This is a genomic window from Gammaproteobacteria bacterium (assembly GCA_013697705.1).
GTDB lineage: Bacteria > Pseudomonadota > Gammaproteobacteria > UBA6002 > UBA6002 > UBA6002.
Genome location: JACCWJ010000046.1, coordinates 1 through 26,474, shown reverse-complemented (window position 1 = coordinate 26,474; position 26,474 = coordinate 1). Strand labels below are relative to the sequence as shown.

At 41.1% G+C, this 26,474-nt stretch carries 22 protein-coding genes; 8 read left to right on the top strand and 14 right to left on the bottom strand.

Features of this window, described 5'->3' with window-relative positions:
* Positions 1-754 precede the first annotated feature (754 nt).
* Genes serS through H0U71_08825 form a run of 4 tightly spaced genes read right to left on the bottom strand, consistent with a single transcriptional unit; the run spans position 755 to position 6,310 of the window.
* Complete coding sequence (gene serS, locus H0U71_08840) at positions 755-2,038, bottom strand: serine--tRNA ligase (protein ID MBA2655154.1); 1,284 nt, start codon at positions 2,036-2,038, stop codon at positions 755-757.
* Positions 2,038-3,372, bottom strand: coding sequence for a replication-associated recombination protein A (locus H0U71_08835; protein ID MBA2655153.1), 1,335 nt, complete (start codon positions 3,370-3,372; stop codon positions 2,038-2,040). The genes serS and H0U71_08835 overlap by 1 nt, the downstream gene beginning before the upstream one ends.
* An 8-nt stretch (positions 3,373-3,380) precedes the next feature.
* On the bottom strand, positions 3,381-3,995 hold the full coding sequence (gene lolA / locus H0U71_08830) for an outer membrane lipoprotein chaperone LolA (protein MBA2655152.1): 615 nt from the start codon (positions 3,993-3,995) through the stop codon (positions 3,381-3,383).
* Between the two features lie 26 nt (positions 3,996-4,021).
* Positions 4,022-6,310, bottom strand: a complete 2,289-nt coding sequence (locus H0U71_08825) for a DNA translocase FtsK 4TM domain-containing protein (protein ID MBA2655151.1) — start codon at positions 6,308-6,310, stop codon at positions 4,022-4,024.
* Positions 6,311-6,478: 168 nt separating this feature from the next.
* On the opposite strand from H0U71_08825, the gene trxB reads away from it, so the two are divergent.
* Positions 6,479-7,423 (top strand): thioredoxin-disulfide reductase, encoded by a 945-nt coding sequence (gene trxB, locus H0U71_08820; protein MBA2655150.1) that lies wholly within the window; start codon positions 6,479-6,481, stop codon positions 7,421-7,423.
* Positions 7,424-7,921: 498 nt separating this feature from the next.
* Here trxB and H0U71_08815 read toward each other — a convergent pair whose 3' ends face one another.
* Positions 7,922-8,983, bottom strand: coding sequence for a hypothetical protein (locus H0U71_08815; protein ID MBA2655149.1), 1,062 nt, complete (start codon positions 8,981-8,983; stop codon positions 7,922-7,924).
* 249 nt (positions 8,984-9,232) lie between these two features.
* On the opposite strand from H0U71_08815, the gene infA reads away from it, so the two are divergent.
* Positions 9,233-9,490, top strand: a complete 258-nt coding sequence (infA, locus tag H0U71_08810) for a translation initiation factor IF-1 (GenBank protein MBA2655148.1) — start codon at positions 9,233-9,235, stop codon at positions 9,488-9,490.
* Between the two features lie 24 nt (positions 9,491-9,514).
* Here the strand turns inward: infA and clpA are convergent, their stop codons facing one another.
* The 3 genes from clpA to icd all read right to left on the bottom strand — a co-directional run bounded on the left by clpA (position 9,515) and on the right by icd (position 13,551).
* On the bottom strand, positions 9,515-11,773 hold the full coding sequence (gene clpA, locus H0U71_08805; protein MBA2655147.1) for an ATP-dependent Clp protease ATP-binding subunit ClpA: 2,259 nt from the start codon (positions 11,771-11,773) through the stop codon (positions 9,515-9,517).
* 18 nt (positions 11,774-11,791) lie between these two features.
* A complete protein-coding gene (gene clpS, locus H0U71_08800) occupies positions 11,792-12,109 on the bottom strand; it encodes an ATP-dependent Clp protease adapter ClpS (protein MBA2655146.1) in 318 nt (105 codons plus the stop codon).
* A 185-nt stretch (positions 12,110-12,294) separates the two neighbouring features.
* Positions 12,295-13,551: an NADP-dependent isocitrate dehydrogenase gene (icd, locus tag H0U71_08795; protein ID MBA2655145.1), complete on the bottom strand. Its 1,257-nt coding sequence runs from the start codon at positions 13,549-13,551 to the stop codon at positions 12,295-12,297.
* Positions 13,552-13,642: 91 nt separating this feature from the next.
* Between icd and H0U71_08790 the strand changes: the two genes are divergently transcribed.
* From H0U71_08790 to H0U71_08780, 3 genes are read left to right on the top strand one after another with little or no spacing between them, the layout of a single operon-like run.
* Positions 13,643-14,170, top strand: coding sequence for a pseudouridine synthase (locus tag H0U71_08790; GenBank protein ID MBA2655144.1), 528 nt, complete (start codon positions 13,643-13,645; stop codon positions 14,168-14,170).
* Positions 14,171-14,215: 45 nt separating this feature from the next.
* On the top strand, positions 14,216-15,298 hold the full coding sequence (gene mnmA, locus H0U71_08785; GenBank protein ID MBA2655143.1) for a tRNA 2-thiouridine(34) synthase MnmA: 1,083 nt from the start codon (positions 14,216-14,218) through the stop codon (positions 15,296-15,298).
* 1 nt (position 15,299) lies between these two features.
* Entirely contained in the window at positions 15,300-15,650 is a 351-nt protein-coding gene (locus H0U71_08780) for a 4a-hydroxytetrahydrobiopterin dehydratase (protein MBA2655142.1), read from the top strand.
* A 118-nt stretch (positions 15,651-15,768) separates the two neighbouring features.
* Here the strand turns inward: H0U71_08780 and H0U71_08775 are convergent, their stop codons facing one another.
* The gene (locus H0U71_08775) at positions 15,769-16,512 is read right to left on the bottom strand and encodes a hypothetical protein (protein ID MBA2655141.1); all 744 of its coding nucleotides are present in this window, start codon (positions 16,510-16,512) and stop codon (positions 15,769-15,771) included.
* Between the two features lie 27 nt (positions 16,513-16,539).
* On the opposite strand from H0U71_08775, the gene mfd reads away from it, so the two are divergent.
* Positions 16,540-20,001 carry a transcription-repair coupling factor gene (gene mfd, locus H0U71_08770; protein ID MBA2655140.1) on the top strand — a complete coding sequence of 1,154 codons (3,462 nt, stop codon included), beginning with the start codon at positions 16,540-16,542 and terminating at the stop codon, positions 19,999-20,001.
* A 12-nt stretch (positions 20,002-20,013) separates the two neighbouring features.
* Positions 20,014-22,200, top strand: a complete 2,187-nt coding sequence (locus tag H0U71_08765; protein ID MBA2655139.1) for a sulfatase-like hydrolase/transferase — start codon at positions 20,014-20,016, stop codon at positions 22,198-22,200.
* A 68-nt stretch (positions 22,201-22,268) separates the two neighbouring features.
* On the opposite strand, the gene H0U71_08760 is transcribed toward H0U71_08765, so the two are convergent.
* From H0U71_08760 to H0U71_08740, 5 genes are read right to left on the bottom strand one after another with little or no spacing between them, the layout of a single operon-like run.
* Positions 22,269-22,832 (bottom strand): hypoxanthine-guanine phosphoribosyltransferase, encoded by a 564-nt coding sequence (locus H0U71_08760; GenBank protein MBA2655138.1) that lies wholly within the window; start codon positions 22,830-22,832, stop codon positions 22,269-22,271.
* A complete protein-coding gene (gene nagZ, locus H0U71_08755) occupies positions 22,828-23,793 on the bottom strand; it encodes a beta-N-acetylhexosaminidase (protein ID MBA2655137.1) in 966 nt (321 codons plus the stop codon). Before nagZ ends, H0U71_08760 begins: the two co-directional genes overlap by 5 nt.
* 8 nt (positions 23,794-23,801) lie before the next feature.
* Positions 23,802-24,143 (bottom strand): DUF1820 family protein, encoded by a 342-nt coding sequence (locus tag H0U71_08750; protein ID MBA2655136.1) that lies wholly within the window; start codon positions 24,141-24,143, stop codon positions 23,802-23,804.
* Positions 24,140-24,745 carry a DUF924 domain-containing protein gene (locus H0U71_08745; protein ID MBA2655135.1) on the bottom strand — a complete coding sequence of 202 codons (606 nt, stop codon included), beginning with the start codon at positions 24,743-24,745 and terminating at the stop codon, positions 24,140-24,142. The genes H0U71_08750 and H0U71_08745 overlap by 4 nt, the downstream gene beginning before the upstream one ends.
* Positions 24,746-24,768: 23 nt before the next feature.
* Positions 24,769-25,269, bottom strand: a complete 501-nt coding sequence (locus H0U71_08740; protein ID MBA2655134.1) for a L,D-transpeptidase — start codon at positions 25,267-25,269, stop codon at positions 24,769-24,771.
* Between the two features lie 591 nt (positions 25,270-25,860).
* Here H0U71_08740 and H0U71_08735 point away from each other — a divergent pair.
* Positions 25,861-26,247, top strand: a complete 387-nt coding sequence (locus tag H0U71_08735; GenBank protein MBA2655133.1) for a DUF4870 domain-containing protein — start codon at positions 25,861-25,863, stop codon at positions 26,245-26,247.
* The last annotated feature ends 227 nt before the right edge of the window (positions 26,248-26,474 follow it).

Below are 26,474 nucleotides of genomic sequence, written 5' to 3'. Positions count from 1 at the left end.
GGGAAATTTTCCTTCTTTGGATCACGAATTGTACCAAGTAAATTCGAGGGATTGCCTCCAAACTCAGTAATATGATAACAGTCATCACCTCCAGGAAGTTGAAAAAAAATTCGTTCATGATGTGGCCGTTTAGAACGAGTGCGTATTGGAGCGGCGGCCATTTCATCACATAAAAGATTAAATACTTCAGACTTTATTGTGAGTGTTAATTGCGTATTTTTTTTAGATAGTAATTCTGTATAATTTTTAAATAGTTGGCTCTTATCCTCATCCGAAATGAGTTCAAGTAGGAGGTGGCGAATTTTTTTTGAGGGTAATTCTAAATCCCGCTTGTTTTTGACGACGTAATTATAATTATTCGCGTCATCAAGCGTGAACTGACCGAATATTTCCATAAAGCCATTAGCAATTAATTTGTTGTTGTTGTTGTTGTTGTTGTTGTTGTTGTTGTTGTTGAAGCGTATTTCAAAAGGGTGTTGCACGACAATACCTCAAAAGGATAATTAAACGAATAGGGGGCATTAGCTAATTTGTCTACTGTAGTACACAAACATTAGCATAATCTTAAATGGTCGGGGTGCCGGTGAACGAACATGGCAACCGCATCAAAAACCCTCTTGACAAATATTTGAGGCTTGATTTTCCCTGGATTTCGCTACGCTACATCCAGGCTACTTTGAGGGTGTTGCAGTGAGTAGCCTTGATGCAGCGAAGCGTAATCAAGGTTCTTAGCAATTCAAGGTGAAGAAAGAATTTAACAGCAACGCTCTATGATTTTTTTCCCATCCATGAAAGTCCAAAGCGCTTCTGGAACATGAATATTCCCTTGTGCGTCTTGATAATTTTCCATGATAGCCACTAAGGTGCGCCCTACCGCCAATGCAGATCCATTCAATGTGTTAACGAGCATAGGTTTTTCATCTGGTTTATTTCTCCAACGCGCCTGTAAACGGCGGGCCTGGAAATCTTCGAAATTACTGCAAGAGGAAATTTCACGATAGGTATTTTGCCCGGGCAGCCAAACTTCTAAATCGTAAGTTTTAGCAGCGGCGAATCCTATATCGCCGGTACATAACGTCATTACTCGATAAGGTAATTCCAACTTTTGAAGAATTTTTTCAGCATGTGAGGTTAACTCATCAAGCGTCTGATAAGAGTTCTCTGGCTTTACCACTTGGACTAATTCAATTTTTTCGAATTGATGTTGGCGAATCATTCCCCGTGTATCTTTACCATAAGATCCTGCCTCACTTCTAAAACAGGGCGTATGCGCCACCCATTTGATAGGTAAAGATTCACCTTCCAATATACTATCACGCACCAAATTAGTAAGGGGCACCTCAGCGGTAGAAATTAAACTCAAGTTGGAGTCTCCCGCTATCCAAAACATGTCTTCACGATGTTTTGGCAATTGTCCTGTTCCGTAAAAAGCTTCTTCTTTGACTAAATAAGGGACATAAATCTCTTTATAACCATGCTGATTTGTATGGACATCCAACATAAATTGAATAAGTGCACGATGCAATCGGGCTAAACCATCATGCATGACAATAAAACGAGCACCTGATAATTTGGACGCCGCATCAAAATCAAGCAACTTTAAATTTTCACCTAATTCAACATGATCTTTAGGCGAAAATTCAAATTGCCTAGGGACTCCCCATTTGCGTATTTCCACATTATCGGACTCATCCTTACCCACCGGAACACTTTCGTTAGGAATGTTCGGAATCATTAAATAAATGTCTTGAAGCTGTTGCTGTATTAGCTCAAGTTTCGTTTCAATTTCTTTTAATTGAGATCCAAATTGCCCCACTTCGGCCAGAAGAGGGGAAGTGTCTTCGCCCTTGGCTTTAGCTTGGCCGATAAGCTTAGATTTTGTATTACGATCATTCTGTAATTGCTGAGTTTTAATTTGTAATGCTTTACGCTGCTCTTCAAGCTCATTGATTTTATCAACACTCAAGATAAAACCACGTTTTGATAAATCAATTGCAACGCGTTCGATGTCATGTCGTAGCAATTTAGAATCTATCATCACTCATCACCCTTCAATTTAGTTTTACTTGATGTTTTTTTAACATTTTTATCTAACTCTCGCAACCTAGATAATTTTTCCTTAATTTGGATTTCCAGCCCTCTTTCCACGGGACGATAATACTGTTTAGTTGGCATGTCTTCTGGAAAATAATTTTCTCCGGCCGCATACGCCTCCGGTTCATTGTGTGCATAACGATATTCCTTCCCATAACCTATTTTTTTGAGTAACCGGGTGGGTGCATTACGAAGATGTAAGGGCACATCTAAAGAGCCATATTCCTTTGCATCTTGCAGTGCTTCTTTATAGGCTTTATAAACCGCATTACTTTTAGGTGCGCAAGCCAAATAAATAACCGCTTGTGCTAAAGTTAATTCACCTTCAGGGCTACCCAGACGTTGATAGACAACCCATGCATTAAGGGCTATTTCTAGAGCACGAGGATCAGCATTCCCGATATCTTCACTCGCCATTCTCACCAAGCGCCTGGCAATGTACTCCGGGTCACAACCACCATCTATCATTCGAGAGAACCAATAGAGTGATCCATCAGGAGAAGAGCCGCGCACAGATTTATGTAGTGCTGAAATTTGCTCATAAAATAAATCTCCGCCTTTATCATAACGGCGGACTTTACCGGATAAAACATCCGTTACCACCTCATCACTGATAACTTCTTCTTGTCCACGATCAACTGCAAAATCACTTGCGATTTCGAGCATGGTTAACGCTTGTCTTGCATCTCCATCTGCAGCCATCACCAAACGTAGCTTCGCCTCCTCTGAAATTTTTAGAGTACGATCGCCTAACCCTTTTTCATCCCGCAAGGCTTGATTAATAATCTGCAAGATATCGTCTTCGGTTAATCGTTTCAAAACATACACACGCGTCCGAGACAATAACGCATTGTTGAGTTCAAAAGAGGGATTTTCGGTCGTTGCGCCCACTAAAATAATAGTGCCATTTTCAATATAGGGAAGGAATGCATCTTGCTGAACTTTATTAAATCGATGCACTTCATCAACAAATAATACCGTTAGCTGATCATGAGAGCGTAGTTCGTTAGCTTTTTGAATTACTTCTCGAATATCTTTTATGCCCGACGTCACTGCTGAAAGCGCTTCCACATGCGCATTTGCATTTTTTGCCAGCAATCTTGCTAAAGTTGTTTTACCCGTTCCAGGCGGGCCCCACAGAATCATAGAATGCATAATTTTGCGCTCTATAGCTTGTCTGAGAGGCTTATCTTTACCGGTTAAATGAGCTTGACCTATGAAATCATCAATATTGTCAGGTCGCATTCTGGCAGCGAGCGGCTCAAAAGAAGGTGTCATTCCGATCCTTAATTAGAAATAATATCTACCCCCTTAGGAGCATGAAATTGAAATAAGGAAGTTGCCAAGCTAGGGTTAATCTTTACATTAGAGAAGGTGAAAATATTTTTTTGACCTAAATTGTCGATCACTGACATTTGATGTAATTTATCATTTTCAAACACTAACTCGACACGTTGCACCATATCTTGACTGCGTTTTGGCTTGAGATTAAAAATGACTTTACTGCCCTCTTGTTTGGAATCGATGATATTAAACCGTTCTTCTAAAGCAGCAGTTGAACCACTTAATAAGATGGCTGGACTATGGGCGTCTTTCCCTAAGCTTTGTTTTGTTGCCTGCTCAAGATCAACATCATAAATCCACAAATATTTGCCATCAGCAATAATGACCTGGCGATTGGGCGAAGTGATTTCCCAACGAAATTTACCTGGACGCTCTAACGCCATGGTGCCAATCGATTTTTTTGCAGTGCTTTTTTTAATAATGGAGGTTTGTTGAAAATTAGCACTCATCGAATGGAAGTTAGATAGAAATTTATCGAGTTGTTGTGACGCTGTATCGGCCATCGCGGACGAAGAAAATAATATTACCCCTAATAAAAAGCCTTTAATTTTTTGCATATAGATCCTCTACTACGTTTAAAATCTTACTCTTTGTCATTTGGAACTAGAATTTCTCGAGTGCCATTCGTTTCCATTGCACTCACTAATCCAGCGTTTTCCATAGCTTCTACTATTCGAGCTGCACGATTATACCCAATCTTGAGTCTTCTTTGAATGTTAGAGACAGAGGCGCGCCTTGTTTCAAGTACAATTTGGACCGCTTGATCGTAAAGTGAATCTTGTTCGCTATCGCCTTCTTCACTACCAAAATCGCCAAATCCGCCAGACTCACTCGCAGGAATACTGAGGACCTCATCCATATAATCCGGCTTACCTCTTCTTTTCCAATCACACACTACGCGATGGACTTCTTCATCCGCCACGAAGGCACCATGGATTCGAACGGGCACGCCTGTTCCCGGCGGTAGATAAAGCATGTCACCATGCCCTAAAAGTTGTTCAGCGCCTTGTTGATCTAGAATGGTCCGTGAATCGATACGCGACGAAACCTGAAACGCAATTCGAGTAGGAATATTTGCCTTGATCAAACCAGTGATAACATCTACTGAAGGACGTTGTGTAGCTAGAATTAAATGAATACCTGCAGCCCTCGCCTTTTGTGCAATTCTTGCAATCAATTCCTCCACTTTTTTCCCGACCACCATCATCATGTCTGCAAATTCATCGGCGAGCACTACAATATAAGGCAGTTCTTGTAAGTGAGGTGCTTCAGCCCCCATGCCTTCTTGCCAAAGCGGATCTAGGAGGGGCGCCCCTTTTTTCTTTGCTTCTTTGACTTTTAGGTTGTAACCCGCAATGTTGCGCACCCCTAAGGAAGCCATTAATCGATAACGCCTTTCCATTTCAGCCACACACCATCGAAGTGCACTGGCAGCCTCTTTCATATCTGTTACCACAGGAGTAAGTAGGTGAGGTATTCCTTCATAAATAGAGAGCTCTAACATTTTTGGATCAATCATAATGAGACGCAATTCTTGAGGCGTTGCTTTAAAAAGCAAACTTAATAACATTGCATTGAGACCCACTGATTTACCAGACCCTGTCGTTCCCGCAACTAATAAATGAGGCATCTTTGCCAAATCTACAATAACGGGATGACCTGCGATATCTTTGCCTAACGCTAAAGCGAGGGGGGAATGGGCATTTTCATACTGTTGAGAAGCGAGTACTTCTCGGAGCCTGACGACTTCTCGGTGTTGATTGGGTAATTCTAATCCGATGACGGGCTTGCCAGGAATAATTTCGACTATACGCACGCTAAGCACGGACAATGAGCGCGCTAGATCTTTTGCCAACGTGCTGATCTTGCTCACCTTGGTGCCTGCTGAGAGTTGTAATTCGAAACGAGTAACGACGGGGCCAGGGTGAACAGCCACGACTTTAACTTCAATCCCGAAATCGAGTAACCGGAGCTCCACTTCACGTGACATATTCTCTAGTTGTTGGTTGGTATACCCTTTTGCCGTGCCACGCTCAGGCATATCTAAAAGCGTAATAGGGGGTATTGTTCCCTCTAGAGAGGGTTCATACGTAACGGGAGCCGTGTGAATGACTGGTTTCTTTTTTACCTCTTTAGGTGTGGTAATTTCAATTTCGTCATCCTCTTCTTCGTCACTTAGAGAGGGTTTAATTTTTGGTTCAACGCGTACGATGGTCGGTTTAACCTCTCTTGGCTCAACGTCAGGTGTTTCAAAGCCAATTTTTTTCACCTTCGGCTCTTGCCTGCTTTGTTCCTTCTTTCTTTCTAAGAGTTTTGGAAGTTTGGCTGAGTGATCTAAAACGAACTTGCCAATGTTATCGACTACCACTAACCAAGACCAGCCGGTAACGAGTGTTAAGCCCGTCAAAAAAATAGCGAATAAAATTAAACCTGAGCCGGCAGAATTAAAAATTTTAACCATGCTGTAGCCCACCACATTTCCAAGCACCCCCCCGGACGTAAAAGGGAGATGCGAGGAGGAATCTACATGCAAACTCGCAATACCTGTGCCTGCAAACAAAAATAAAATAAAGCCCATAATTTTCAAGTACAACAGCGAACGAGATTCTAATTGACTCTGATTAGAATGGCTGTATTGCCATGCGCTATACGAAAATATAAAGGGGAAAACAAAGGCTAAATAGCCACAAAGATAGAGCAGAATATCGGCTAGCCACGCCCCAACAGAACCACCATAATTAGCGATTTCCTTGGTCTGCCCCGTATTAGACCAGCTTGGATCAGCGGGATGATACGTTGCTAATGCGAGCAACAAAAAAAGAGACATCGAAAGTGCGATGATAAAAAAACCTTCTCGAAGTCGCTTATGCATCTGCAGCAAGTTTGATAATTTATATTCTTTTTTTTGCACACGTCTCACATTTTTCTCGCTATACGATTAAAAACACTATTTTAACTACCTGGCTAAAAATTTACATGTTAAATTACGTTTTTTCGGCGCAATGCTGTTTAACGTAATCAAATAAAGGTAGGGTTCCTGATGAGCGATATAAAACATCACCGCCTCATAATTCTAGGGTCTGGTCCTGCAGGTTATACCGCTGCCGTTTACGCAGCAAGAGCAAATTTAAATCCAGTTATTATCACAGGAATTGAACAAGGAGGCCAACTCTCCAAAACAACCGACGTAGATAACTGGCCCGGCGACGTTGAAGGGTTACAAGGCCCCGATCTTATGGACAGAATGTTACGACACGCCAAACGTTTTGACACTGAAGTTATTTTTGACCACATCAACCTGGTCAACTTAAAAGACCGACCTTTTTATTTAAAAGGTGAGTTTCACGAATATACCTGCGATGCCTTAATCATTGCAACTGGCGCCACTGCCAAATATCTAGGCATTCCCTCTGAACAGGCATTTATGGGCAAAGGCGTTTCGGCCTGCGCGACCTGTGATGGATTTTTCTTTAAAAATCAAAAAGTGGCCGTCATTGGCGGTGGCAATACTGCTGTTGAGGAAGCATTGTATCTGTCTCATATTGCTTCCGAAGTGCTGGTTGTACATCGCAGAGATAAATTTCGCTCTGAAAAAATACTCGCTAATCGCCTACTCGATAAAACGATCAATGGCAATGTTAAAGTCGCGTGGTTCCACACACTCGAAGAAGTTATTGGAGACAAGAGTGTCAGCGCCATCCGTATCAAGAATGTTCTCAATAATGAAATGATGGACTATGACGTCAAAGGTGTTTTTATCGCTATTGGACATAAGCCTAATTCCGACATTTTTACTGGACAGCTTGAAATGGAAAATGGCTACATCAAGGTACAAACCGGCTCGAATGGTAATGCGACAGCGACCAGTATTCCTGGTGTGTTCGCTGCAGGCGATGTCACTGATTATATTTACCGACAAGCAATTACCTCTGCCGGCACCGGATGCATGGCAGCACTAGACGCGGAAAAATTCTTAGATAAATAAGCGACAAATCAGTTGGCGTTTACGAATTTAGGAAGACCAAATTCGTAAATGCCAGCCTGGCTCGTAAGCAGTTGCATTTAGTTAATAGAGTTACTATCTATAATCTGTTGTCAGATTGTGGTGAGAATCTCTATTATCGTTTGTGTCAGGAAATTCTGAGCTGGCGGGGTTTGAGGTGACAGCATTCGGTGAAGCCTGGGTTTCATAACCTGCTAAGCCAAAAGTATATCCACCATTGTAACAAGGTATCGAAGCATCTTTAGAGGCAACCGCCGGGGCAGCAAAACCACTTATCGAATAAAGAGAAATAGTGCAACTATTCCAATAGTTATTTTCTTCATGTCTCTCTCCTAGAGGCAGTAAAATTATATAGATAGATAGCCTGAAGAAATCTAGGCACCTAAAAGTAACAATTTATGATAAAAATCGCAACATTAATTTAATTACTACCATAAAAGATAAAGAGCGTTGGTCAAACCAACGCTCTTTAGTTTAGAACTAGATACGGACTTGAACGCCAACATATGGGCCTGCAAAGTTAGTATCAGTGATTACTCTTGGAGCACCTGATAAACCCAACCCATTTAAACGATCAACTGAATTGAAGAAGTGGTCCACTTGGTAACCCGCTTCAACTGTCATCTTGGTGTGTGATGGATTGCAGAACTCCACATTGTAGTTCAATCCTAATTTTGCATTTAGATTTGGAACTACCCGTGTGATCTTTGGATTTTCAAAGGAAGCCACATCAGTAATAGTAAGCGTGTCATTTGTTAAAGTAGCATGTTGCTCAAATTTACTTTTGGAGTTTCCTACTAATAACGCTGTGGTAGCTTGACTAACAACGCCAAAACCACGACCTAGGCTGTATTCAGCATCCATACCTAAACGTGGACCTATACCTTTAAAGCTACTTTTTTGTGAAGTATTGATGTTAAAAGTTTCAGCTGCAGCATCGTCGTCGAGCTGAAGTGTACCTTCGTAGTTAGCATTAAATGTGTTGCGTAAATCAACATAACGAAGACCCGTTAGGAACTTGATATGTGTATTGCAACCGATATTGAAATGCTGACCAAAATCTAAATCAACAGCTTGATATTCTGTTGTAAATTTCGCGTCACTTCCGAAGGTAGCTACGCTGGTTGCATCAACTAAAAAAGGTGCTGTGGTAGCAATGAATACTTCATTAGCTTTTAATTTAACAGCATCTGTTTGAGTATTTTTATAATTTGTGTAACTTAATGAAACGTCATTTGCGGAGCTTGGGAAAACATAACCAATATTGGCACGGTAGCCCCAATCATAGTCTGGATCAACATTTTGAACAGAACCATTACGCAATTGACCCGTGGCACTCACTTCTGCAGGAGCTGGGTAAACAATGCCGTAATCTAAGGCATCAACAGAAGGACGGAGATAAAGGCCAGCTAAACCGAAGGTAAACCCGCCATTATAAGAAGGAACGGTTACATCGAAAGGTGCTTTGTTTGAAGAAGCAAGGGCATTAATTGAAACCGTAGATAAAAGAGCAGTAAGTCCAAGTGTTATTTTTTTTATCATAATGAAGCTCCAAATTTTGTTATAGTAATAAGCTTCCTTAATAGTCCTTAATTTACATCCCTTTATTCGATTCCCTTTTTATCCTTCGTTTATTTCCATATCAACAGGCAATAACCTTAGCATCTCTATAAGTCTTGTCAATACGCTAGATGCGAGAGTCGATGCTGCGGTACTAAAAATCCATGCCGCAAGGTGACTTTTCCTATTTAAATAGGTATGATACTTGCTTTTTGGAGTTTATTAGAATTCATGCCTAAAGAAGAACATATTGAAATGCAAGGGGTAGTGGTAGAAACCTTACCTAATACCATGTTCCGAGTGAAATTAGAAAACGGACATATTATTACTGCCCATATCTCGGGTCGAATGAGAAAAAATTATATCCGCATCTTAACTGGGGATACCGTTACCGTAGAGCTAACGCCCTATGACCTCACCAAAGGCCGTATCAGTTTTCGAAATCCTGATAAGAAGAAGGCCACCGAACAGGCTGAAGAAGGAAGTTAGGCCGAGAGACTCTCGGCCTAAGTGTTATGATTCGTCTTCCGTAGTGATGACCAGCTGGTCATTCTCTTCAGTGATGTTGACGACGCCACCATTGATCAAATTGCCAAATAACAATTTGTCCGCTAGCGGCTTCTTGATCTGATCTTGTATGAGCCGACTCATTGGTCTCGCACCCATTTTTTTGTCGTACCCATTTCTGGCTAGCCACTCTTTTGCGCTGTTATTAATATTTAATTTAACAGATTTAGTAGAGAGAACAGATTGAAGCTCGCTCAAGAATTTCTCAACAACTTTATCTAGAGTGACAGTGGTTAAGTGGTTAAATTGAATAATCGCATCCAGTCGATTTCTAAACTCAGGCGTGAACAGCTTTTTGATGGCTGCATTACTCTCACTTTGATTATCCTGCTCGATAAAGCCAATAGTAGACCGCTCTAGTAGCTCTGCTCCAGCATTGGTAGTCATTACTACAATGACATGTCTGAAATCAGCGCTGCGTCCATTATTGTCAGTTAAAGTGCCATGATCCATTACCTGCAATAAGAGGTTATAAACATCAGAATGCGCTTTCTCAATTTCATCTAAAAGCAGCACCGCATGAGGATGTTTATTTATGGCTTCAGTCAATAGCCCACCTTGGTCGTATCCCACGTAGCCAGGAGGGGCCCCGATTAAACGAGAAACTGTATGACGCTCCATGTATTCAGACATATCAAAGCGCACCAATTCAATGCCCAAGGTTATAGCTAATTGCCGCGTTACCTCAGTTTTGCCGACCCCCGTAGGCCCTGCAAAAAGGAAGCAGCCTACTGGTTTATCCGGCTCTCTTAGGCCTGATCTTGCAAGCTTAATAGATGTGCAAAGTGAAGAAATAGCATGCTCTTGACCAAATACCAACATGCGCAGATCTTCTTCAATATTTTTTAACACTGTCTGATCTGATAACGTGACATGCCGGGTTGGAATCCGAGCAATTTTAGCCACAACCTCTTCAATATCCCGGCCACCAATGACACGTCGTTTTTTATGAGGAGGCTGAAGGCGTTGATAAGCCCCTGCCTCGTCAATTACATCTATAGCCTTATCGGGCAGATGTCTTTCATTGATGTATCGATCAGAAAGCTCTGCCGCCGCCTTTAGTGCAGTAAAGGTATATTTGACTCCATGATAAGATTCAAACCTACTCTTTAGCCCACAAAGTATCTTGTAAGTATCAGCGACTGATGGCTCAGAAATATCAATTTTCTGGAAACGACGCGTTAAGGCGCGGTCTTTTTCAAAAATAGTACGGTATTCCTGATAGGTCGTTGAACCCATGCAACGGATTTCTCCACTGCTCAAAAGAGGTTTTAACAGATTAGAGGCATCCATCGTGCCGCCTGATGCCGCACCCGCGCCAATAATGGTATGAATCTCGTCAATAAAGACGATAGCGCCAGGATGGCGTTTAAGATCTTTCAATACTTCTTTGAAACGTTTTTCAAAGTCCCCACGGTACTTAGTACCTGCTAATAGCATGCCCAGATCGAGGGCAAATACGGTGCTATTTAATATTGGTTCGGGAACCTTTTTTTCGACGATAAGTTTAGCTAATCCTTCTGCGATGGCAGTCTTACCTACGCCGGCTTCCCCTACCAATAAAGGATTGTTTTTACGCCTCCTGCAAAGTACTTGCACGGTTCGGATAATTTCATCTTTCCGCCCTATCAATGGATCAATTCGACCTGTTTTGGCCTGTTCGTTCAGATTGATAGCAAAACGTTCGAGTGCACTTTCATGCACAAATCCCTCATTGGGGTCATGGTCGGTCGACCTTTCCAGAGGACTTGGGCTTGAATGATGATGATGATGGACCTTAGATATCCCATGAGATATATAATTTACTACGTCAAAACGCGTCACATTTTCCTGGCTTAAAAAATAGACAGATTGGCTTTCCTGCTCACCAAAAATAGCCACTAGGACGTTGGCGCCCGTTACTTCAGACTTGCCCGCGGTTTGCACTTGGATTATTGAACGCTGCAGCACGCGTTGAAATCCTAATGTCGGTTGGATATCCGCATCATTACTCGCGGGTAATAATGGCGTTGTTTCATCTACAAATATACCTAATCCAATCTTTAACCGATTGAGATCGGCCCCACAAGCGACCAGAACCTCGACAGCATCAGGATTATCCAGAAGAGATAACAGTAGGTGTTCTACTGTTATAAATTCGTGCCTCTTATCCCTGGCTCTCTCAAAAGCATTATTAATGCTAATTTCTAGTGCTCTACTAAACATGTTGCACCTCCTTACTCCTTATGCAATCTCCATACTGCACAATAGAGGATATTCAGAACTACGGGCATAATTGTTAACCTGAGCCACTTTCGTCTCCGCTATATCGTATGTAAACTTTCCACATATACCTTTCCCTTCTAAATGTACCTGCAACATGATTTTAGTGGCTCGCTCTTTATTATGATTAAAAAAGTTAATAAGTACTCCTACTACAAAATCCATCGGCGTAAAATCATCATTGAATAATACCACCTGGTACAGATTTGGTTTTTTTATGTCTGGGCGAACTTCCTGTACTACTAAGCTGCCCACATCATGTACGTTTTCATAGTTCATATTTATTTCTCTCGCTTACTTTAAAATTAGTCGATTTTGAAAGATTTTTCCTGTTTTGAACTGTAATTTTTCAATTTAGGAACAATAACTTAAAAATTAGAAAAACTTTGACAAATAGAGATTATATGCTGAGCGCCCAGAAAGAGTGGGAGGTCGTTAACCCCCCCTCACTCAGCACCGATATTTTACATGTGGCTAATAATGGCATCGCCAAAATCAGAGGTGGAAAGTAGTTTTGCATCACTCATAAAACGATGAAAATCATAGGTGACGGTTTTTGCTTCAATAGCACCTTCCATCCCTTTATTAATCAAATCTGCCGCTTCTAGCCAGCCAAGATGACGTAGCATCATTTCACCCGACAGAATTATGGAACCCGGATTGACCGCATTTTGGCCTGCATACCGGGGAGCGGTGCCATGAGTTGCCTCAAAAATAGCAGATCGATCACCAATATTTGCTCCAGGGGCTATTCCAATGCCGCCTACCTGGGCCGCGAGCGCATCTGATAGATAATCACCATTCAAATTTAAAGTGGCTATAACGCTGAATTCGACGGGTCTCAACAGAGTTTGCTGAAGGAAGGCGTCTGCTATGGCATCCTTGATTACAATATCTTTACCTGTTTTTGGATTTTTAAGCACATGCCAAGGACCGCCATCAAGAGGCGTTGCGCCAAATTTCTCCCGCGCCACTTCATACCCCCAGTCTTTAAAGGCGCCTTCGGTAAATTTCATAATATTGCCTTTATGCACCAAGGTGACAGACTCACGATCGTTATCAATGGCGTATTGAATAGCGCGTGTTACGAGGCGACTTGACCCCTGCTTGGAAACAGGTTTTATGCCTATTCCACAATGTTCTGGAAAACGAATTTTCGTCACTCCCATTTCATTGCAGAGGAAATTTATGACCTTTTTCGCTTCCGCTGTCTCGGCTGCCCATTCAATTCCTGCATAGATGTCTTCTGAGTTTTCTCTGAAGATAACCATGTCAACGTTCCACGGCTCCTTCACTGGACTGGGTGTTCCTTCGTAATAACGAATAGGACGAAGACACACATACAAGTCGAGTTGTTGTCGTAGCGCTACGTTTAATGAACGAATGCCACCACTAACAGGGGTAGTCAGAGGACCTTTTATGGCTACCACATATTCCCTAATTGACTCGAGGGTTTCTTCTGGTAACCAAACATCAGCGCCGTAAACTTTAGTGGATTTTTCCCCGGCAAAAACTTCCATCCATGAGATTTTTCGTTGATCTCCATACGCCTTAAGCACTGCAGCGTCTAACACTTTTTTCATAACGGGTGTAATATCAACGCCTATTCCATCACCTTCGATGAATGGAATTATGGGTTGGTCTGGCACGTCTAAGGATAAGTCAGACTTAACTTTAATTTTTTCGCCCTGGTGGGGTACTTTGATATGTTGGTATGCCATTATTGCTCCATTTTTTTAAAATTGGTTGCGGCAGAATATCATTTTTTACCTGAAAATCCTATTAGGCAATGCTTAAGTCGAGCTCAAAAACATGGTGATTTTATTTAATAAACCCTTTGGGGTCCTCACACAGTTTACAGATAAAGAGGAACGCGAGACTTTATCTGACTATATTAAAGTGCCAAATGTGTATCCCGCAGGAAGACTAGATAAAGATAGCGAAGGGCTTGTGGTGTTAACTGACGACCCCGTCTTAAGACATAAAATTATGCACCCCAAATTCAAATTAGAAAAAACCTATTGGGTGCAGGTAGAGGGAGTGCCACCCTCCCCCGCACTTAATAAGCTGACGACCGGCGTTTTATTAAATGATGGGGTCACCAAACCGGCAAAAATAAAAATAATTGAGCCACCTTCGATTTGGGAACGACATCCGCCGATACGATTTCGCGCTACTATTCCCACCACCTGGCTCGAGATCAAATTAAAAGAAGGCAGAAATCGACAAATCCGTCGCATGACAGCCGCGGTAGGATTCCCTACCCTTCGCATCGTCCGCGTTGCGATTGGAGAATGGCAATTATCTGACCTGCAACCAGGCCAATGGCGCTGCAGTTAAATTTAAAAGTTTTTATGTTAAAATAATGAATTTCTACGAGAATCTATGACTTACCAAAATAAACAACATATTGTAGTGGGCCTCTCAGGCGGGGTTGATTCATCAGTCGCTGCATTACTGTTAAAACAACAGGGATACAAACTGACGGGTGTTTTCATGCAAAACTGGGAAGCAGATAGAGAAGACCCCTACTGCTCTGCTATGCAAGATTTGACGGATGCAAGGTCAGTCTGTGACAAAATTGAAATCCCCCTTAAAACGGTTAATTTCGCAGAAGAATATTGGGAGAAAGTTTTTCAAAACTTTCTTGATGAACTCGCCCGAGGCAGAACACCTAATCCAGATATTCTGTGTAATCAAGAAATTAAATTCAAAGCATTTCTCAATTATGCAATTAATTTAGGGGCAGACTACATTGCAACAGGTCACTATTCAAAGCTCAGTACAATCGACAATATTACTTATCTAAAAAAGGCAGTGGATACGAGTAAAGATCAAAGTTATTTTTTGCATCGCTTAAATCAATTTCAGCTATCGCACAGTTTGTTTCCCTTAGGTGACATGAAAAAGACCGAGGTGCGAAACATTGCAAAACACGCAGGGTTTATTAATTCCACTAAAAAAGATAGTACGGGCATTTGTTTTATTGGAGAACGTAAATTTAAAGATTTTCTGAGTGAATATCTTTTAGCTCAGCCAGGTAATATTGAAACAGATTTGGGCGAGGTAATAGGGAAACATCAAGGACTAATGTTTTACACCCTGGGTCAACGTCAAGGCCTGGGAATTGGCGGCAGCAAGAATCACTCAGAAGCACCCTGGTATGTACTCTACAAAGATATTCCACGAAATACATTAATTGTTGGCCAAAATCAGGATCATCCGTTATTACTGAAAAATGCATTAGTGTGTAGTGATGTAGTGTGGATAACTAAAGCGCCGAGTTCTCCATTTCACTGCACTGCAAAAATACGCTACCGCCAAATGGACCAACCCTGTATTATCTCTGCATTAAATGAGCAAGAATATCATGTTGAATTTTTGCAATACCAACGCGCCATCACTCCAGGGCAATCTATTGTTTTTTATCAAGATGAGCTTTGTTTGGGAGGCGGAATAATTCGTTAATATGGAGACAATCATGACAGATTTAACTGAGAAGAAATGTGTACCCTGTGAAGGAGGCGTGCAGCCGCTTTCCAAAGAAAAAGCTGAGGAATTAATACAAAAACTTGATGGCTGGAAGGTAGGTGAAAACAACAAATCAATCACGAAAGACTTCTCGTTTAAAAACTTCTATAAAACGATGGCTTTTGTGAACGCAGTGGCCTGGATTGCCAATCAAGATATGCATCACCCCGATATGAAAATTGGCTATGATTACTGCAAATTGGAATTAATGACCCATGCTATTTCCGGTCTGTCTGAAAATGATTTCATTGTTGCTGCTAAGATCGATAATTTTTGCAAATCAAGCTAAGCGTAGAACCAGTGCCGGATCCAGGCTACGATATTAAAAGTAGCCTTGATGCAGCAAAGCGAAATCAAGGAACCCAAACCTCCACTGATACGCTCTGGGCATTACAAAGCGCAGTGTGCTAAGGACCTTGCGTGCGAGGAGGTTGTGCCATAGGCTCTGGGAGTGACTTAATTATTTTCAAATTGTTGTACTGAATCAATAAAGCCGAATAAAAATAAGGCATTGATATGGTTAATATTATTGCTTCAATAAAAAGTAACCACTCCCCTCCCCACGGGGTAATTTTGAAGAGGCTTCTCAAAAAATAGGAAATAGCATAGGGGATAACCAATACTATAAATGTCTGCCACCAATTGCCCCAGACCAAACGTGCGCTCGCTTCAAATGCTTTATAAACATTCAAGCGGTCAATCACAATAAAAGGTAAGAACATAACCAAACTTATGGAGATAAAAACGGCGGGTAGAATAAAAAGAAACATGCCCACATTGACGAAGACGAAATATAATACCATGGCAACATATAATGGAATTAAGCAAGTAAGTGCCGTAGAGATTGATAATTTATAATTAACTTTCTGTTCCGTTGCAATTGTATAAATGTTATAGAATAATATGGCGACAAAAAAAGCTTCTACGGTCAGTAACACAATAAAAAGAAGCAAAGCCCACCAAGAAAATTCAAGATGGCCAGAAAAGTCTTGATAAAAAAATCCGACAAAGCCAAAAAGAGTGGGAATGATATGCACTATAGAAACGATAAAAGACCAGACCAAAATGTATTTCAAAGAAGTAGTATACAAACTCCAACTGTTCTTTAAGATCCCCGCGGTCGTTAAAGGATCAGTTTCTAACTTATACATCCATGTCTCCTAGTAAATAAGATCAAAATGATGAGCAATCTCACTCCTTTAGAAGTAATAATACCAAAGAAACCGGGCGAACGACAATTTTGGGGTCAATTATATGGCCTTGCTGGAAGCCTAGCGGTCTCCTGCGCCAGTAAAACCCATGAGGGACTCGTCGTGGTCGTTACTCCCGACATGCAGGCCGCCACGAAATTACAGTATGAATTGGAGTTTTTTGCCCTTGAGAATGATTCCTTACCCATTTTCACCTTTCCCGACTGGGAAATTTTACCCTATGATCATTTTTCCCCTCATCAAGATATTGTTTCAGAACGTCTCCTAACCCTTTACAGATTGCCCCAGCTCACGAAGGGAATCATCATTGTTCCTATCAATACCCTTATGCATTTCACCACTTCGCGGGAATACGTTGAAGCATTAACCTTTGCTATCAAGAAAGGAGATAGCATTGATCTCACAGAGTTCCAGAGACGCTTAGAACGCAGTGGCTACAGGCATGTGTCTCAAGTGATGGAACACGGTGAATTTTCAGTAAGAGGAGCGTTATTAGATTTATTTCCCATGGGCAGTACTCAGCCTTACCGTCTCGATCTATTCGATGAAGAAGTGGATAGCATTCGAATTTTTGAAATAGAAACGCAGCGATCTCTTGAAGTCATTGATGAAATAAGGCTATTGCCTGCGAGAGAATTTCCTCTGACAGAAGCGGCTATTACCCAATTTAGACAATCATGGCGTAATATGTTTTCGGGCAACCCGGCACACTGTCCCATCTATGAGAGTGTGACTAAAGGACAGTATGCTACGGGCATTGAATATTATTTACCTCTATTTTTTGATAAAACTCATACCTTATTCGATTATTTTTCGCCCAATACCGTTATTGTACAAATAGGAGATATCGAAAGTAAGGCCAATCAGTTTTGGCATGAAGTTTCAGAACGATATGAACAACTCCGATATGATGTCCAAAAACCCATCCTAGCGCCGCAAGAGATTGTCCTGCAAGTTAATGAAGTTTTTGGTAAATTAAAAGCGTTTGCACAGATAGTGGTACAAGAAGATCCTTTACCAGAACGCGGGAATGCTCGCAATTTTAATACCTCCCCCCCTGTTGATTTAAAAATCATTAGTAAAGCCGAACAACCTCTACAAGCGGTTAGCAATTATTTAGAGAAGGCAGAAAACAGAATTTTATTTTGCGCCGAAACATTGGGGCGACGAGAATCGATTTTGAATTTACTCGAAGAAATTGGAATAAGACCCACCCTCATTCCCAGCTGGAAAGAATTCCTGGAATCAGATATTAAAATTGGAATGACCATCTCTGCATTAGATAATGGCATGACATTGCACCATCCTGAAATTTCGTTAATTACCGAAGCTCAACTATTTGGGCAGCAAGTGATGCAACGCCGACTTCGCACCCGCAGCGGACATGACCCAGAAAATGTAATAAAAAATTTAACCGAATTAAAAATCGGCGCGCCGGTCGTTCATCTTAATCATGGAGTAGGCAGGTATATTGGCCTACAGCTCATTAACACTGACGGATTCGAAGCGGAGTTTTTAACGATTGAATATGCTGGAGGAGATAAGTTATATGTGCCTATTTCATCCCTGCATTATATTGCGAGGTATACAGGCCGAGAAGATGAACATGCACCAATTTATCAACTTGGCTCTAAAAAATGGGAAAAGATAAAACAAAAAACAGCGGAAAAAATTCGTGATGTTGCTGCCGAACTGTTGGACATTTATGCTAAACGTCTCGCCAAACGGGGCCATGAATTCTCTAAACCAAATCACGATTATTTTACCTTCGCCGCAGAATTCCCTTTCGAAGCAACCCCTGATCAGCTAAAGGCAATTGATGAAGTAATTAATGACATGACTTCACCGCGCCCAATGGACCGGCTGATTTGTGGTGATGTAGGGTTTGGTAAAACTGAAGTCGCAATGCGTGCCGCATTCTTAGCGACCCAAGATAATGTTCAAATAGCAGTCCTCGTACCCACCACCTTACTGGCTCAACAACATTATCAAAACTTTCAAGATCGATTTGCTAACTGGCCTATTAAAATCGCGGTAATATCGCGATTTCAAACTAAAAAAGAACAAGAACAAATTGTTAAGGAAGTGACCGGGGGAAAAGTTGATATTCTCATAGGTACCCATAAATTATTACAAGCAGATATAAAGTTTCAATCATTAGGTTTATTAATCATAGACGAAGAGCATCGTTTTGGTGTCCATCAAAAAGAAAAAATAAAGGCGATTAAAGCTGAAGTTGATATCTTAACCCTTACCGCAACGCCGATCCCACGCACATTAAACATGTCTTTAACAGGGGTTCGGGACCTGTCCATTATCGCCACTCCTCCCGCTAAACGCCTCTCAATAAAAACATTTGTTAGAGAATATAATCCTGCAATTGTGCGAGAAGCTGTCTTACGCGAGATCTTGCGAGGAGGACAAGTTTATTTCTTACATAATGATGTACAGACTATTCAACAAACGTGTGAAAAACTAGAGCAACTGTTGCCGGAAGCACGCATTAATTTTGCTCATGGCCAAATGACGGAACGATCTTTAGAAAAAGTGATGTCAGATTTTTATCATGCACGTTTTAATGTTTTGGTAAGTACAACCATCATTGAATCAGGCATCGATATTCCTACGGCTAATACCATTGTTATAAACAAAGCCAATCACTTTGGTTTAGCTCAGTTACATCAATTGCGGGGCAGAGTGGGACGCTCTCATCATCAAGCCTATGCTTATATGCTTACTCCTCCCGTGAAAACAATTACTAAAGATGCGATTAAACGCCTTGAAGCGATAGAATCCCTTGAGGATTTAGGCGCAGGGTTTATGTTGGCCACCTACGATTTAGAAATACGCGGATCAGGTGAGATTTTAGGAGAAGACCAAAGTGGTTTCATTGAAGAGGTTGGCTTCCATCTCTATTCCGAAATGTTAGATCATGCAGTTCAATCGTTAAAAGAGGGCAAAGAGCCCTCACAAGATGAACCCTTGGAAATGGGACCTGAAATCGATTTAAAGATTACCGCATTGATACCTGAAAATTATTTACCTGACGTCCATATTAGACTCAGTTTCTACAAACGTATTTCGAGTGCAAAAAATTATGCTGCATTGCATCAAATACAAGTGGAAATGGTGGATAGATTCGGACTCTTTCCTGAGCCCATAAAAAACTTATTTGCTGTTACACAAATTAAACTAGACGCTATTCCACTTGGCATCGCTAAGATTGAAATGGGTGCCTCGCAGGGTAAAATGGAATTCACCAGCCACCCAAACATCAACTTACCCGCCCTTCTGAAACTTATTCAAACAGAACCCAAACGATATCAATTTGTAGGATCCAAAGGCTTAAAGTTCGCCTTAAATGAAAATACCGCTGCCAACAAATTAAAAATGGTAACCGACCTTATAAAACTTCTCACGCCGAAATAGTAAGGAAGGGGCATGCTATTACAAAAACGATCCTGGACACTTCTAAAAGGGGTGTTTTGTTTTCTCACCCTGCTGATACTATTATTACAATTCTATTTTTTGTCGCTTAAATTGCCTCTTGATACAGCATATACCAATAAGATGGCAGGATTTCTTACGATCTTTCTGCACAAACTCGGCAGCAATTTTTCACTCTGGAAACCACTCATTGCTTATGTATTAGCGCATATATTTATCCAAACATTCCTAGTTATTATTATTTACTGGCTGGCTAAGGAGCTCGTCAAAACTTCTCACGTGTTTGAGAGGAATCTTTTTTTGGTAGGCATTTTGTTGTGGCTGCTTTGTCAAACAAGCATTTATTTGTGGAATGGATATCTCTTTCCTTATTCATATTTTTCAATGAAGCTACCACATCACTCGCCTATTTATTTAGCGGCATTGATTGTGACGACCTCCCTCCTCCTTATTATTGTAGGCCTCGTGTTATTTAGAATAATAGTGAGTAAGCCCAGGGGGAGCATCATAACCCTCGTCGTTTTTTTCTTAGGTTGGAGCTCGCTCTTTCTGTATAAACATTATGCAGCTATTTATTTTTTTCCAACTACGCAATCTCCAAATATTATTCTTATTATCACTGACTCGCTCCGCCCTGATTATGCTAAACAAAGTGACCGATCAATTCACGTCAAAAATTTTATCGATAATGCGGCTTTTTTTTCCAACTCATTAACATTGTTAGGAAGATCAACCCCAGGTTTGGTTTCAATTTTGACGGGTGCGTATCCCAAAAATAATGGCGCAAGATTTAATCTTATCCCTCAGCATTACTTAAAATTAGAAAATAGTTTAAGTAGGGTTTTGAAATCTCAAGGTTATCAAACTATCTTTGCTGCAGATGGAAGGCAGTTCGTTAACATAAATGCAGATTTTGGATTTGATCAAGTCATTGCAGCACAATCAGGAATTTATGATTTTATTTTTTCGTTGGTGAACGACACTCCTCTTTCTAACCTGTTAATGAACACCGTCATAGGAGAAATATTATTTCCCTATAATTATGCGAATCGTAATTCATACTTCACCTACCTTCCCGGATCATTTATTAATTTAGTGGATAATCGACTTATCAATAAATCGCCAGGAAAACCTGTTTTGTTTATAGCCGCGTTGACCGTAGCACATTGGCCTTATGTATGGGCAAAACAGCCCAACTTTGAATCCTTAGCAGAACGATACGAAGATTCTGTGATACAACTAGACAATCAATTTGGCGAGCTTTTGACGCTTCTCAAAAAAAGAGGTCTGCTACAAAATAGTATCATCATTACTCTTTCTGATCATGGCGATTCCCTAGGTCTGCCCGGAGACAGAATAACTGAAGAACAAAATTATAGAGGTCCCACACCTCGACTCGCTACTATTACACGATTTCCTTATATGAAATTCACACCTGGCTCTGCGCTGATAGGGATGGATACTTCTTCAGGTCATGGCACCGATCTCCTCAGCATGACGCAATTACAAACGACGTTAGCATTTCGCTCTAGTACTGGGATTAATCCTCAAACGATTACTCAACGCGTTGCCTTAATAGATGTCGCTCCTACTTTGTTTGATCTGCTAGGCATAACGCCAAAAATCCCATTTGATGGGGTTAGCTTAAGACCTATTATGATGGGCGGGAGTCAGTTAAAAAATTTCGATCGACCTCTCTTTTTGGAATCAGAAATTGATATTCCTCTCATTGATATAACTGCGCACAGAGGCGCTTCAACATTTTCCCGTTTGATCAATAAATATGCTAATTTATATGACATAGACTTAACTACCCAACAATTGGTGTTACGCGATACTGCTATTGCTCCATTACTTTCAGAAAAACAACGCGGGATTATCGAAGGCAAATGGTTACTCGTTCACTTCCCTGGTAAAAATAGACTGCAAACCGAGGTCATACCCTCTGATTCACCAGAGCTTAAAAATTGTTATTATTTTTTTCCGGCAACAAAAAACCAAGGCAAAATTAGCCAAATGTTTTGTTATAAACTTTCACCTACCATGCCCAATTTTGTGCTAGTAAATCTTGAAACAAAACAGTGGCAGATTTTTTTCCAAAATGAAGAGAGCCAGAACCCGACCTTCAGTTTACTGTTAAATAAACTGAAGGGGTTTTATGGAAGAGATTTAAGCGAGTAGGCAACGGTTCAACAAATATGACGTTGTTGCCGTGTTCTAAAAGAGTTGTATAGCTACAATAGAGAAATTCAACGATGCTCCGGCGCTATAGCAAAAATTCCCGGGGCATTTCTAAGATAGCCGCGATAATCCATACCGTATCCAAAGACATAATGGTCACCATCCACTGTCAAACCAGTAAAGTCTGCCTGAGCTAGACCACCTTCTTCTCTAGCATGATGCTTATCTACAATGACAGAGGTTAATACTTGCTTCGCGCCTTGATCTTCACAAAACTTAATGATCGCTGACAACGTTTTGCCGCTATCAAGAATATCATCGACAATCACGACTGTTCTGTCTGCAAGAGGACAAGTGGGTTTTGCTTTCCAGGCAATCTCGCCTCCCGACGTGTTACCTTGATAGCGGGTAGCGTGAATATAATTTATCTCTAAAGGAAAAATCATTCTCATCAGCAAGCTTCCCAAAGGAATCATGCCGCCCACAACTACACAAAGAAAAATGGGGAATAAGTCAGAGACTTCTTCAGTAATTAATAACGCCATTCGATCTAAAGCATGTTCAACTTCTTGTTTAGAATAGATGCAGGTGGCCTTTTCAAGTATTGATTGAATATCTTGAGGAATTTTAATCACAAATCTCTCCACGTAATTTTTCTTTTTTTCTAAATTGGTGCAAGCGGTTGGCAGATAAGGGATTTTGGTATAATTCCACCTCATCTAACACTCGGATTGCTTGATCTTGATGGTTACAGATTAGAATCATATCGCAGCCTGCCTCAAATGCACTGTGGGCTCTTTGAACATAATCTGCAATATAGTGCGCTCCCCCCATGCTTAAGTCATCACTAAATATGACACCTGAAAAATTTAATTTCGATCTTAACATCTCTTGTAGCCAAAAACGTGAAAAACAGGGTGGATGATTATCGATATCTTCATAAAGAATATGGGCTGGCATAACTGCATCTAGCTGAGTATTTAAAGCCCTAAAGGGTTGCATGTCTTGCTCCCAAAGCGTATCCAAACTTCGTTTGTCAATGGGCAAGGTCACATGAGAATCTGCCTTAACATAGCCGTGACCAGGAAAATGCTTGCCGGTGGCGGGCATGCCAGCTCGATGCATACCTTTAATAAAAACTCTTCCAAGGCGCGTGACGATATCAAGGTGAGCATGGAAACTACGATCACCAATGACTTCACTTTCACCATATGCCAAATCGAGAACCGGCGTGAAACTCAAATCTATCCCCAGCTCAAGTAATTCACAGGCCATCGCATATGCCATTTTTTCGGCAAGTGTCATTGCCTCACTGGTATTTTTCTCATAGAGATCACCATAACTTTTAAACGCCGGCAGGGGTATAAAATCGTCTCGAAATCGCTGAACCCGCCCCCCTTCTTGATCCACTGCTATGAGACATTCTGGGTTTATTTTGCGAATGTCTTTGATGAGATAGCGTAGTTGTTTCTTAGATTCGAAGTTGCGAGTAAATAGGATAACGCCGCCTACTTGAGGATGCCGCAATAGTTCTTTTTCAAGCTGATTTAACTCAAAGCTCGTCAAATCAAGCATGACATGCCCTAATGTCATTTTTTTTCCTATAAACGTTCTTTTGGCGCGGGGTAAATACCTGTGGGAAAGGGAGTTATATTATTGGCTTTATCACCCAAATCTTTTACTTTTGCTACACCCTCCTTAATTACTTCATCTATACGTATAATAGAATGTATTGGGATATAGCTTCGCTTCACACTGGTGAACTCACTTTTCAAGCGCTCTTCACCGGGGTCAACGACAACTGAGCTTTTTTCTCCAAATATAAGCTCTTCCACTTCGATAAAGCCTAGAAGATTGCTTTGAGCAACATTCTTTGCATAAATCTCATAAACATTGTTTTGATTAATAAATATCACTTTATAAATTGGCTTGGCCTCTGTCATTTATCACCTTGTAAATATTCTTTTTCTAAATATTTGATTTCTTCTTCTGTAGAGATGCGTCCTAGCGCTTGGTTTCGATCGGGGAAGCGACCAAAACGCTTTACTATATCAAAATGTTGTAAGGAATGGTCCAGAAAATTCTCAAAGATTCCTTTTGCCTCTGGGAAAGATAAATCTAAAAGAATTTTATAAGCACGGATAGAAGTCGCTTGAATTTCAACATTTTCGGAATGCATTAAGGGGAAATAAAAAAATGCTCTCTCAATTAAGCTAATCAAATGATCGTATTGTCTTTCTATACCATGCAAACATAGATCAAGGGCGCGGTGATCTTGTGCAAAGGCTAATGGGGTATCACGATAAATATGGCGAGAAAATTGATCAAATAAAATAATCAACGCTAACGAAGACCGTGAATTTTTTTCCCAATCGGAATATTCACCCAACACTGCTTTTTCTAAGTCATATGAAAATTTAGATCGGATCTCGTCATCCACAGCGGCATCATGGCCAAACCAGATGTGCGTCCGATTAGCGGTAGGAAACGCAGATTCTTCTACTTTGCCAAACCAGAATTTGATTATATCCTCAGCACGCTCCATACTTATCCTTTATTTGAATTCGATTAAGATTTATTTATAGCATGATCTTCTTCAGTAATCAAAACACGTGTCCCGACAGGTATTAAATCAAATAATTCAAGAATCCCGCTATTGCTCATACGTATACACCCATGTGACAAAGGAACACCCAAACCTTCTTCATCTGGGCAGCCATGAATATAGATAAAGCGTTTTAACGTATCTACGTTTCCAAAACGATTAACACCCGGCTCCAGCCCTCCCAACCAAAGAATACGCGTCAAAATCCAATCCCTTCCTGGCTGTTGAGTTGCAAGAGGAGGAGAATAAATCTCCCCCGTTGGCCGCCGCCTGACAAATACTGTATTGATAGGGGCGGATGTGCCAATTTTAGCGCGTACCCTATGCCAACCACGCGGTGTCATTTCACTTCCCCGAATTTCACCTAAGCCTCTTTTGGCCGTGGAGACGGTATAGGAGCGAATTGTTTTTTCATCGTTCAACAGAAGAAGTTGTTGAGTTTGGGCAAAAATCTTTATTATCATATAATCCAATTAACGCTGAGAAAATATATGACTAATAATGCCTCAAAAAAGATAATCCCCACAAGAAAATGGTATGGGTTATCTCTATTTTTATTTTTGTTGGGTCCAATAATTAGTGCGTATTTACTCTATTCGATTTTCAGTGCAGCGGTTCATACCATTACTTTTTATGTCCCCGGCACATCTCAGCTCTTTATCCCCACACCGGGACAATACACATTATGGGTTGAATCAAAAGCGCCGAAGAATATTCAGAAACTAAAAAATCTCGGTGTTACCCAGATAACGTTTACCGATACGAAGACTCATGAATCCTTCTTATTCAAACCTACGATAGGGTGGAGCAATACGCAAAATAATTCTGCTCATTATTCCCTAGGAAGCCTCAGCTTTACCAACGCAGGCACATACCAAGTCACCGCGCTGATGCCCGACAATGTTCCTCGTTATAGGATATATTTACGCCAACCCAGCCTACTCAAAGTGTTAGCTGCCTTAGCAGCCAGTTTCTTCTTTACAGGCCTAGGCATTGCGAGCGCCCTCTTATCAGCTATAATAATATTAATTAAACGCATGAATGCACAAAAAACTATGAAAACAGACGAACAAAAACCTACGCCCACTCTCACTCAGCAGGCCCCCACGACCCAAGAAACTACGTGGGCCATGGTGTGCCATCTTTGTGGATTCGCCGGATTTATTTTTCCCTTTGGGAATCTTATCGCGCCCCTAGTAGTCTGGGCTATGAAACGTGAAAAAATGCCCTATGTTGATGAACAAGGCAAAGAAGCCGTGAACTTTCAGCTATCCATCACTATTTATTACATAATTGCGTTAGTTTTAATGCTGATTGTAATTGGATTGTTTTTGTTACCGGTAATAGCTGTCTTCCATATCATTGCGATGGTAATGGCCAGCATTGAAACCGCGAATGGCAAACCTTTCCGATATCCCCTGACGATGCGTTTTATACGTTAGTTTATGTTACTTTTTCCTCTTTAGATTTAGCTGCGAATGTCCTCCAGGGCTGGATTTCCACGAAAATTTATAGAAAGCTACCTACGTTAGTACGTTCTACTAACCTTCAACTCTTCCACGACATTCTGCGCTTTCCCGTCGTTCTGGCTCGGCTTCCCGTCGTCCCGCGACACTCCTTCCCGTCGTCCCGCGACTTGATCGCGGGATCCAGCATCGGGCATTGATCC

Bases quoted from the DNA above. Each gene is read 5' to 3' on its own strand.
- serS (MBA2655154.1), bottom strand. From the start codon at position 2,038: ATGATAGATTCTAAATTGCTACGACATGACATCGAACGCGTTGCAATT.
- H0U71_08835 (MBA2655153.1), bottom strand. From the start codon at position 3,372: ATGACACCTTCTTTTGAGCCGCTCGCTGCCAGAATGCGACCTGACAAT.
- lolA (MBA2655152.1), bottom strand. From the start codon at position 3,995: ATGCAAAAAATTAAAGGCTTTTTATTAGGGGTAATATTATTTTCTTCG.
- H0U71_08825 (MBA2655151.1), bottom strand. From the start codon at position 6,310: ATGCATAAGCGACTTCGAGAAGGTTTTTTTATCATCGCACTTTCGATG.
- trxB (MBA2655150.1), top strand. From the start codon at position 6,479: ATGAGCGATATAAAACATCACCGCCTCATAATTCTAGGGTCTGGTCCT.
- H0U71_08815 (MBA2655149.1), bottom strand. From the start codon at position 8,983: ATGATAAAAAAAATAACACTTGGACTTACTGCTCTTTTATCTACGGTT.
- infA (MBA2655148.1), top strand. From the start codon at position 9,233: ATGCCTAAAGAAGAACATATTGAAATGCAAGGGGTAGTGGTAGAAACC.
- clpA (MBA2655147.1), bottom strand. From the start codon at position 11,773: ATGTTTAGTAGAGCACTAGAAATTAGCATTAATAATGCTTTTGAGAGA.
- clpS (MBA2655146.1), bottom strand. From the start codon at position 12,109: ATGAACTATGAAAACGTACATGATGTGGGCAGCTTAGTAGTACAGGAA.
- icd (MBA2655145.1), bottom strand. From the start codon at position 13,551: ATGGCATACCAACATATCAAAGTACCCCACCAGGGCGAAAAAATTAAA.
- H0U71_08790 (MBA2655144.1), top strand. From the start codon at position 13,643: ATGGTGATTTTATTTAATAAACCCTTTGGGGTCCTCACACAGTTTACA.
- mnmA (MBA2655143.1), top strand. From the start codon at position 14,216: ATGACTTACCAAAATAAACAACATATTGTAGTGGGCCTCTCAGGCGGG.
- H0U71_08780 (MBA2655142.1), top strand. From the start codon at position 15,300: ATGGAGACAATCATGACAGATTTAACTGAGAAGAAATGTGTACCCTGT.
- H0U71_08775 (MBA2655141.1), bottom strand. From the start codon at position 16,512: ATGTATAAGTTAGAAACTGATCCTTTAACGACCGCGGGGATCTTAAAG.
- mfd (MBA2655140.1), top strand. From the start codon at position 16,540: ATGATGAGCAATCTCACTCCTTTAGAAGTAATAATACCAAAGAAACCG.
- H0U71_08765 (MBA2655139.1), top strand. From the start codon at position 20,014: ATGCTATTACAAAAACGATCCTGGACACTTCTAAAAGGGGTGTTTTGT.
- nagZ (MBA2655137.1), bottom strand. From the start codon at position 23,793: ATGACATTAGGGCATGTCATGCTTGATTTGACGAGCTTTGAGTTAAAT.
- H0U71_08750 (MBA2655136.1), bottom strand. From the start codon at position 24,143: ATGACAGAGGCCAAGCCAATTTATAAAGTGATATTTATTAATCAAAAC.
- H0U71_08745 (MBA2655135.1), bottom strand. From the start codon at position 24,745: ATGGAGCGTGCTGAGGATATAATCAAATTCTGGTTTGGCAAAGTAGAA.
- H0U71_08740 (MBA2655134.1), bottom strand. From the start codon at position 25,269: ATGATAATAAAGATTTTTGCCCAAACTCAACAACTTCTTCTGTTGAAC.
- H0U71_08735 (MBA2655133.1), top strand. From the start codon at position 25,861: ATGAAAACAGACGAACAAAAACCTACGCCCACTCTCACTCAGCAGGCC.